Origin of the sequence: Argonema antarcticum A004/B2, from assembly GCF_023333585.1 — a bacterium.
Lineage (GTDB): Bacteria > Cyanobacteriota > Cyanobacteriia > Cyanobacteriales > Aerosakkonemataceae > Argonema > Argonema antarcticum.
Map to the genome: position 1 here is coordinate 1,206 of NZ_JAIQZN010000154.1, position 9,402 is coordinate 10,607.

10 protein-coding genes are annotated in these 9,402 nt (G+C 46.4%); 3 read left to right on the top strand and 7 right to left on the bottom strand.

Annotated features, from left to right (window positions below; all coding sequences use genetic code 11):
* Together LAY57_RS33470 and LAY57_RS33475 are read right to left on the bottom strand one after the other, a co-directional pair.
* The coding region (locus LAY57_RS33470) for a hypothetical protein (protein WP_249071512.1) at positions 1-230 on the bottom strand (230 nt) is incomplete at its 3' end.
* 122 nt (positions 231-352) lie between these two features.
* Entirely contained in the window at positions 353-529 is a 177-nt protein-coding gene (locus tag LAY57_RS33475; protein ID WP_249071513.1) for a hypothetical protein, read from the bottom strand.
* A 190-nt stretch (positions 530-719) separates the two neighbouring features.
* Here LAY57_RS33475 and LAY57_RS33480 point away from each other — a divergent pair, with 190 nt between their 5' ends.
* Positions 720-1,886 carry a fatty acid desaturase gene (locus tag LAY57_RS33480; RefSeq protein WP_249071514.1) on the top strand — a complete coding sequence of 389 codons (1,167 nt, stop codon included), beginning with the start codon at positions 720-722 and terminating at the stop codon, positions 1,884-1,886.
* Positions 1,887-2,139: 253 nt separating this feature from the next.
* Here LAY57_RS33480 and LAY57_RS33485 read toward each other — a convergent pair whose 3' ends face one another.
* Both LAY57_RS33485 and LAY57_RS33490 read right to left on the bottom strand, forming a co-directional pair.
* Entirely contained in the window at positions 2,140-2,499 is a 360-nt protein-coding gene (locus LAY57_RS33485) for a hypothetical protein (RefSeq protein WP_249071515.1), read from the bottom strand.
* Positions 2,500-2,633: 134 nt separating this feature from the next.
* Complete coding sequence (locus tag LAY57_RS33490; protein WP_249071516.1) at positions 2,634-4,826, bottom strand: FAD-dependent monooxygenase family protein; 2,193 nt, start codon at positions 4,824-4,826, stop codon at positions 2,634-2,636.
* A gap of 152 nt (positions 4,827-4,978) precedes the next feature.
* Here LAY57_RS33490 and LAY57_RS33495 point away from each other — a divergent pair, with 152 nt between their 5' ends.
* Both LAY57_RS33495 and LAY57_RS33500 read left to right on the top strand, forming a co-directional pair.
* Positions 4,979-5,212 (top strand): hypothetical protein, encoded by a 234-nt coding sequence (locus LAY57_RS33495; RefSeq protein ID WP_249071517.1) that lies wholly within the window; start codon positions 4,979-4,981, stop codon positions 5,210-5,212.
* Between the two features lie 42 nt (positions 5,213-5,254).
* Positions 5,255-6,004, top strand: coding sequence for a phosphatase PAP2 family protein (locus LAY57_RS33500; protein ID WP_249071518.1), 750 nt, complete (start codon positions 5,255-5,257; stop codon positions 6,002-6,004).
* Positions 6,005-6,014: 10 nt separating this feature from the next.
* Here the strand turns inward: LAY57_RS33500 and LAY57_RS33505 are convergent, their stop codons facing one another.
* The 3 genes from LAY57_RS33505 to hemW all read right to left on the bottom strand — a co-directional run bounded on the left by LAY57_RS33505 (position 6,015) and on the right by hemW (position 9,236).
* Positions 6,015-6,470, bottom strand: a complete 456-nt coding sequence (locus LAY57_RS33505; protein ID WP_249071519.1) for an MgtC/SapB family protein — start codon at positions 6,468-6,470, stop codon at positions 6,015-6,017.
* Positions 6,471-6,562: 92 nt separating this feature from the next.
* The gene (locus LAY57_RS33510; protein WP_249071520.1) at positions 6,563-7,612 is read right to left on the bottom strand and encodes a hypothetical protein; all 1,050 of its coding nucleotides are present in this window, start codon (positions 7,610-7,612) and stop codon (positions 6,563-6,565) included.
* 358 nt (positions 7,613-7,970) lie between these two features.
* Positions 7,971-9,236, bottom strand: a complete 1,266-nt coding sequence (hemW, locus tag LAY57_RS33515; RefSeq protein WP_249071521.1) for a radical SAM family heme chaperone HemW — start codon at positions 9,234-9,236, stop codon at positions 7,971-7,973.
* Positions 9,237-9,402: the final 166 nt, after the last annotated feature.

A 9,402-nucleotide genomic window follows, 5' to 3' on the forward strand; every position in this document is an offset into this window, starting at 1 on the left:
TCGCTGTGACGCTGAGTGTCGCGCAATTCAGTGATTGACTCAGCTAAATTTTGGAATCTCGTTTCGCTGTGACGCTGAGTGTCGCGCAATTCAGTGATTGACTCAGCTAAATTTTGGAATCTCGTTTCGCTGTGACGCTGGCTATCGCGCAATTCAGCTATTGACTCAGCTAAATTTTCGACTATTGCTTCAATGCGGTCTAGCCGATTGCTATCTGATGATTGAGTCATAAATTTTCTTCTACTATAGTTTTTACTCAGATAACCTAAGCAATTAAGATTATATCTTTTTCCGGGGTAAATCAACGTCGATATATGCCCAAATCAGCATATTTTACCCGAAAAACCGAAAATTAGCCACCTTGTTGAGAGCCAAACAAATGTTCTAGAATGCGAAGACTCTCAGTTCGTAGCCTCGCCATTTCATTGTTTATCCTGACAATCTCATTTTGGTGTTGCGCCACTATAGGCAGCACTTGTAAGTGTTCTTGTTGCTGGCTATCGCATAACCGCGCCTGGGGCAAAGCCAACCTTAATCTCGAAATGACTGCTGCTTTCGGTAAAAAACAGGTATATTATCGATGTCCAGTCAAAGTTGTAGCAATCCGATCTGAATCGGTTGCTTCGCAACGCTGCGCGAACGGAAGTCTTTCGTGAATGGGAGATTTAGGGAGCGCTGAGGCTGATTGCTTCGAGGTTGTTCACAAGAGATGTGATTGAATGGAAACCACGGTTAAAAAGTCGGATTTTATCTTGGCTCCCTACATGAAGAGCAACGACTTGCGGGCGACTTATCAGATTGTCAATACAGTTGTTCCATATATCCTTTTATGGTTTCTGGCCGTTAAAGCAGCGTCTGTTTCCTTTTGGTTGCTTCCGCCGATCGTGGTTCTGCTCGCACTTTTTTCAGGGCGCTGTTTTTCTTTGATGCACGATTGCGGACACTATTCGCTTTTTAGTTCAAAAAGGGTGAATCGGGTCATCGGTTTTATGCTGGGTGCGATCAACGCGATCCCCCAATACCCCTGGTCAAGAGGACACGCCTATCACCACAAAACGAACGGTGATTGGGAGCGGTATCGCGGACCTTCTGCATTGATCTCGACTGAGGAGTTTGCCAAACTCAGTCCATCTGCTCAGCGGCGGTATGAATTGCTGAGGCACCCATTGATGATCTTTCCCGGAGGTTTTTTCTACCTTGCCATTAAGCCAAGACTTGCACTGATTCTAGGAACTTACGGTTTTATAGGTCATCTACTGACTTGCTTGAAGCAAGATCCAGGCATCGGTTTAGCAAAAATCATCTCCTCCCACAAATCTAAAAATTGGTACACAGCGGGTGAGTTTTGGGATCTGCTTTTCAACAACATTTGTGTAGTTGGAGGTGGGATTTTTCTGGGTTATTTACTGGGATTTGGTTTTTTCCTGAGCGTTTACTCAATCACGCTAACTTGTTCGGCGGCGATGTTAATCAGTGTCTTCTTTGTGCAGCACAACTTTGATGGCTCTTACGCACACAAAACAGAAGGCTGGGACTATCTGCTGGGAGCAATACAGGGCAGCAGTTACCTGGAGTTACCGACATTTTTAAAATGGTTTTCCGCAGACATCGGCTACCACAATATCCATCATCTTTCCGAAAGAATCCCTAATTACAACCTTGAAGCTTGCCACAATCAGAATCGTCACCTGCTAGCTGATTCAAAAATGCTGCGAATGTCCGATATTCCTGATTGTTTCAAATTTATCCTGTGGGATTCTGCCTCAAGTTGTCTGGTATCGATCGCATCATTTCGTCAAGCTACCCAATCTATCATGGATACAGAACCAAGTTTCCTGGACAGAACTGAGCTGGAAAAAGTGATTGTCAAAAATGTTGGGGGTTAATCTGGATGAATTTATTTTCTGGAGTTGAGACGATCGCACCGCAGGTGCGATCGTCTCAACTCCAGTACCTATAGCAAAAGTCATTCATTCAAAAGTAAAAAGTGAAATGCTTGCTGTGAATTGGTTATGGCGTTTTAGGATGCCCTAACCGACGAGAGCGGTTGCTATATGGAATCCGCTTTCCTAAACCTCTCTACAATCCTACTCCCCCCTCGCCGTACACGGAGAGGGGGGCGAGGGGGGGTGAGGTTCTTCACCTACGCCCTAGTGGGGCAGACAAACCAAGCAGAACACCTAAAACGATCGCAACCGCAAAACGATTCTCAGGCAGGATAAAAAGCGCCAGCAACCCCAGCAGAGCCCCAAAAAATAAACCTCTTTTGACACGCCCAATCAACTCGCTGTAAGTCGTTGTGGGTTTTTCTTCTAGAGCTTTTAAGGTAATATCGGTGCTGTCAAGGTCGGCGATAATCGTCTGAATTTGCTTACCCGTTTCTCGTTCGATGCGTGCGATCGCATCTCTATCTGCTTTGACTGGAGAAACAGATAATCGCAGCAGAGATTCTTTAAGTGAGATATTGGTTAGAGTTCGCAGAATGTCATTGCTACTCATAGGAAGTCCTAAAGTGCTGAGCGCTGAGTAAAAGCCTATCTGAAAAAGTAAAGAGAAGATTTTTTTTACCACAGATGAACACAGATGAACACAGATGTAGATGTAGATTTTCTGTGGTGATTTTACTTTTAATTTTAAACTTTCAATTCTTCACCTCGTCGCGAAATTTGATATCCTAAAATGTGAAAATTAGGCCATTTCGGACGCCTCATTCCCGGTCTGTAAGCATAACTTTGGGCAAGCAAAAACAGCCACAACTTAGGATAGCGAGGTTCTAACCAAGGCTGTTGACGCGCGAGCCAACTGGTGAACCAATCGCCCAACAACCAGCCGATTAAAGTGCTGATGGTGAAGTCGAGATAACTTCCCAACCAACGCAGCATATCTCTAGCACCTGCCAGTTCCCATATCCACATCAGTAATGCTGGGTTTATGCGGGCGGCTTTGAGTGCTAGCCGATTAAAAGTCAGCCAGTCTATTCTGTCTTTAATGAAAGTTTCTGCCACATTTGGAGGTTCGCTAGCCAAAATCCCAAAAAAGGTATTCAGCATGGCGTTAATTCTTTGGGGTGGAAAGTAACGCCCGGTGGGAACCATCATGCCTTTGGAAAATAACCAGGTGACTGAGATATTGCTTTGATAAGCGCTAATTTGGTTTAAATGCTTTGCGCTTAAAAGGTCGTGTTTGAGGGCTGTATCCAAAAGATGCGTTAAACGCCCAAGATTGCGAACCAAGGAACCAAAGCCGGTGAAGACGAGGGGAGATTGGAGGGAAGCGGCGTCGCCAATAGCGATGAGTCGATCGATCGCAACGGTGCGATCGTTACTTCCTACGCTAAAATGACCTGGAATATAACCAAAAGTCGGCTTTTTCCACACCAGCTTATCCATATCGCAACGCCGATACTCCGGCAGAATCGTGAAAAAGTCTTCGTACATCTCCAGCAACGAACCGGGATTCTCTGAATTCACCTCATGGTAATGAAACAAATAAATGGTGAGATCGTCCCCTTGGGCCGGAAATAGCTCCCAAATTAGCTGACGCCCTCGCGAAATATCCCCGTGACTGTAAAGAACATCCCCGTACTGGGAATCCCACACTCCCGGCTCAAATCCGCTCAGTACCGCTCCTACCGTGGGACAAACACTATCAAAAGCGCGACCTTTGTTCAGCTGCCAAGCTATAGGTGACGCCGTTCCCATCGCATCCACCAGCAGACGCCCTCTCGCCTGTCTATATGCCCCAGTCCGCTGGTGTTTCGCTTGCAAATCGACTTGCTCATCTCCGACATCCGCCCTGATAAACTCTGTCTCATCCCAAATTTCACCCCCAGCTGCTCTTAGTTTTTCCCCGCATACTCGCAGCAGTTTCTCCGCATCTAATCCCACATTTAGCACTGTCGGCGTGTGTAATACTGACGCTTTCAGGTTAGGGGGATTATTTGCATCAAAGAATTTACTAAAACCGTCTGCGTACTCTCGCGCAATTATGCTTTCAAATTCAGTTTGAGTAAATAAACCCAAATCGATTAAGCTTTGGAATTCATTGCGGGAAATATTCCACTCCCGATTCATCCGTCCAAACGGCAACCGCTCCACCAACAGCACCCGATAACCCAATTGCGCCATTACCGCTGCATGGATAACTCCCAAGGCTCCACCCACGTAGATGAGGTCATAATCGGGGCCTAAAAGAGCATTCTCCTCTCCCCCTCTCCCCCTCTCCCCCTCTCCCACTCTCCCACTCTCCCCCTCTCCCACTCTCCCCCTCTGCCACTCTCCCCCTCTGCTCCTCTGCCTCTCTCCCCCTCCGCTTTTTGTTTGGGAAAACAAAACCTGCTTGGGTTGCTGGGGATTGCGGACACCTTCGCGCCAACGTTGTTCCCACCAGTAGACGCGCTGGAGATCGGATTCGCCGTTGGGCATTTTCTGGAAGTAGCGTACTGTCTGGGGATAATAGGGAGCCAGCGCCTCAAAGATGGTTTGCTCCGACAGGTCAATGGCTGGTGGTTGCGGATACTGATGCGGAAACTTGGTTCTGAGTTCTCTAGTCAGGTTTTGCAAGATTTCCCTTTCTCTAGGGACTGGCTTATCTGCTGTGCGGAAGACTTTTAAATATGTCGTTCGCTGCACCGACCAGACGAAAGCCAAAAGTTCTGGAGTTTCGGGAATATTTGTCACACGGTTTGTAGTATGAGGGAATCTGAGGCGAAAGCCGTCGGGGCCGATCGCTTTTTCGCCCCAGCCCGGTTCAAATCCCTCTTGTAACCAAGCACGGACGGCACCTGTATCCGGGGTGGGAATTTCTAAATACAGAATTTCTTTCATTTTGGGTATCGCGGTGTTGGTTAACCTACTTAACAAGACAGAGTTGACAGAGGCTGAAAATACGGTAAACTTCCGAATACTCAACAATGTCTTAAAAAACTTTACAATTTTCTCATTTTTCTGAAACCACTAGATACCTTTGTGAATTCGCCATGAATTATCCTATTCCAGCCAGCCCTCAAGAAGTGGCCGATCTAAGGCAAAAACCTGTTGATGAAGAAATAGTCGCCGCTGCGATCGCAGGTGTGATCGAGATTTCCCGTTCCCAGGGCAAATCTTTAGACCAATTAACCGCTGAAGTTCTAGCCGACGATAGGCTTCTGGATGGGGCGCAACGGCGTTGGCTGAGCGATGTTGTTACCCAAACCTGGAAAAAGCTATCTTAGGCTTGAATGTTCCTGCAATCGGTTAAAAGGTTCGATTAGACAATGCCTTTCCACTTCCTGCGTCAACTGAGCAAGCAAATTATTTACATCTGGCAGCAGAATGTCAGTCCCAAGCTGCTGCCACTGCTCTCCACAATTCGGATTGGGGGGCTGATTGTGGCAGCTTTGTCCCTGTGGGGATTTGCCGCTCTAGCAGAGGAAGTGCTGTCTAAGGAAACCGACAAGTTTGATACGACGATTTTACTAATTCTGAGAGACTTGCACACGCCGATGCTCGATCGAATGATGCTCGGAATTACTTTTCTGGGCGAGGCGGGAGTGTTGCTGAGTATATGTATATTCGTAGGGATTTGGTTGCTGATTCTGCATCGCAGAGCCCAAGCAACAACGCTGGCGATCGCTCTAGTAGGTGCGATCGGTTTAAATTATTTGCTTAAAGACTTGTTTGCTCGTGCTAGACCCGCTCTGTGGGAACGCACCCTCGAATTAAATTCCTACAGCTTCCCCAGCGGTCATGCCATGATTTCCCTGGTGGTTTACGGTGCGATCGGCTATTTGCTGGCAATTCAATTCAAACGCTGGTGGGCATTGATTTTTATATTGACATTTTTATTAATTACTGCTATAGGTTTGAGTCGGCTTTATCTGGGCGTCCACTGGCCTACCGATGTGGTAGCTGGCTATGCGGCAGGACTGGTTTGGTTGCTTGCCTGCATCCTCAGCCTAGAAGTTTGGCGAGGAAGAAAGTCAGTTGGCAGCATTTCGTCCGAAGAGAAATCTCTCGAAACATAATAGAACAAAACTAGGAATTGCGCTCTATTTTTTTGACAATTCTGAGAACTAACCAACATAAAACAGCCCCAATTAAACTCATTTGCCATAATCCACAACCAGCAGCAATTCCCAAAGCGGCTGTAACCCAAATGGCGGCAGCAGAGGTAAGTCCGCGAATCTCCACTGCCCCGCATTCCTGCCCAGTCCGCAAGATTTCGCCAGCTCCCAAAAAGCCAACGCCAGCTGCAATGCCCTGAATCACACGGCTGATACTATCGGCCTCCTGCGGGGTGGAACTGAGTTGGATAGGCACGAGAACAAACAGAGCCGCACCAAAACTTACCAGCATATAAGTTCTCAGCCCTGCCGGTTTATGTGTGAGTTGGCGCTCCCAGCCGATGATCGCCCCAACGAGCAAAGAGAGACTTAGCCGGAAGATTAAACCTAGCCAATCATCTGGAGGAAGGGAAAGAGTACCAGTCATTCGATTTTAGATTTTGATCGGGGGCTGGGCGGGCGAATTCCGATCGATCATGCCATACCCCTGCCCCCGTCCCATACTCCCTTGACTACTCGTTATTCGATCGGATAAAACTCTCTTGTGTCTGGTGAGTATTCCCAGGCAATTCCTTCTGGATCTCTGCTGCGACTCCACTGTGGGAAATCTGAATCGTCTCTACGTTTGAGAACAGTACTGGAATGAACGTCGAGTCGTCTAGCAAGTTCCGATTGGATCAGAGATTGAAGAATTCTGTGTTTTTTAGGTAGTGGTTTTGCTAATTCCTCAGAAGTTAGTGGTTCTGGTGGTTCCTCCTCAATAAGTGGTTCTGGTGGTTTCTCAAAAATAAGTGGTTCTGGTGGTTCCTCAAAAGTAAGTGCTTCTGGTGGTTCCTCAGAAGTCACTGGTTTCTCAAAAGTCAGTGCTTCCGGTGGTTCCTCAGAAGTCACTGGTTTCTCAAAAGTCAGTGCTTCCGGTGGTTTCTCAGAAGTCACTGGTTCTGGTGTTTCCTCAGAAGTCACTGGTTTCTTAGAAGTCAGTGGTTCTGGTGTTTCCTCAGAAGTCACTGGTTCCTCAGAAGTCAGTGCTTCCGGTGGTTCCTCAGAAGTCAGTGGTTCTGGTGCTTTCTCTGCCTCAGTAGGTGATTCTGTTGGCTTCTCGATCGCCTCTGGTGGCAGTGACAAAGGCTCAAAAGCCTCTACAGTATAGGGTTTGCTCTCAAGTTGGAAACTGGGCGTATCATCGTCAAATATGTTACCTAGAGTCTTGGCGGTGATAAAGTAATACACCCTGCCCTTATCTTCAAAATCTCGACCTTGGGCACCGAATTCCTCAGCTTTAGCATCTAAATACCGCTTGGCTGCCGTCCCAGAGATCTTGGCCTTCATAGACAAGTCCAGTACGGTAAGGCATCCTCGGTTTTCCTCGATGAGCTGATTAAAGAAGGGGTTAAGTTGCTGGCTCCATTTTTGCCATTGATAGCGCTGCCAAATACTCAAAGTACCGCCCAAGCTAACCAGCGCTAGCAGCACTGGCCAAGCTTTGAACAGGATGACGATCGCAAGCGCTATGGGGATAATGAGAATGAGAGCGCCAGAGGCGCTCTTATCTATTGCTTTTCCAGCCATGTCTCTTGTTGCAAATTTACTTCATGGCAAATCAATCTTAATCTTTGCAAAGATCGCGATCGATAATTTGCCTAAATGAAAATTGCCCATTGCCTACGTTTTTTGGGGTTAGTTTCGGCATCGGGCATTGGGCCAGGACAATTCCTTATCCACCAAGCATTTACAAAATTAATCATCTTTGCTTATCGCATCAGTTTAGATTATACCCTAGCCGCTTGGATCGGTACTACATAAGCGATGTCCTGAAATTTTCTGTTGGTATCTTTGGTTAAATTTTGATCGCAGATGAAAAGGATGAACGGCTCGACTTAGCGCGAACCGAAGTTGCAGATAAACGCAGATAAAAGACTGAATGCACTTATTCTAGTTGCTCAAATAAAGCAGCCAGAATAGTATTAGAAAATAAGAACCCTTCTGGATCGGTTAATCTTAACTGCCCAGACAACGGTAACTTCTGGTCATCGCAAATATCAATATATTTCCCATCTATACCTACAATTTGTACCCAACCTTGACGATAGTAAGGCTGCAAACAGTGCCAAATCTGCTCTAAGGTTTTCCCCCCAAACTGCTGAGCTAAAGCTGACAAGTTTAACCCTGATGCCAACCGTAAGCCTAACATTAAAGTTTCTAACAGAATATCATCAGCCGAGATTTGGACGCAATCGATCGCACATCCAGATGTCACCCATTCATAATATTCTCGCCTTGTCCGCTCTCTTGTAAAGCGCTGTCCGCCCAAATAACTCGCCGCACCCATACCAAAACCATAATAAGGACGATTTTCCCAGTAAACTCGATTGTGGCGGCACTGATGTCCGGGCTGGGCATAATTAGAAATTTCATAATGTTGATAACCCTCACTCGTCAGCACTTGTTGCGCTAGCTTGTACATCTTGACTGTGGTATCATCAGTGGGCAAAGGCTGAGAACCGGGTTTATACTGACGTGCAAACGCCGTAACAGGCTCAACAATAAGGTCATAAACAGAGATGTGCGTGGGTGAAATAGCAATTGCTGTCTCTAGGGAATTTTGCCAATGTTCTAGAGTTTGATACGGGAGTCCAGAAATCAAATCTAAACTGAAGTTTGGAACATCGATTTGACAAATTAACTCAACTGCGGCCAAAATATCGGCAACGGTGTGCGATCGACCGGCATATTTTAACAGTTCATCCTGAAAAGCTTGTACCCCCAAACTGATCCGATTTACTCCCGCATCGCGATATCCCTTTAAATGTGTCAAATCAAACGTGCCTGGGTCCATTTCCATTGAAATTTCGGCCCGATCGGCAATCCCAAACTTCCCTTCAAGCACTGCTAGTATATAACTTAGCTGTTCTACCGATAGCAGGGAAGGAGTACCACCACCAAAAAAAACTGTTTCCAGGGGTTTTCCAAATCCAGGTGAAATTTCAATTTCCCGACACAACATCTCAACATACTGTACAATTGTGCCAGAATTGTCCCCACGAGCCTTATCTCCGACTACAGAAACCGGGAAATCGCAGTAATAGCAGCGTCGCCGACAGAAAGGAATGTGAATATACGCGGATATGGGGATTTTGAAATCTGCGGTTTGCCACTTTGTTATAGATTCCGGCTTATACGTGCTAATTTTCATATTGTAATAATTACCACAAGTTGCTAAGCTGTCGCGCATCTAAATGGAGAAGCAAACTCAAGCAAAGCCGCGAATCCTTAAATACTTTAGTGAACTACCCACACTAAATCGAAGCGATTATAGTGTGGGCTTCTAACATCACAGAAGAATGCCTCAGAACAGACTT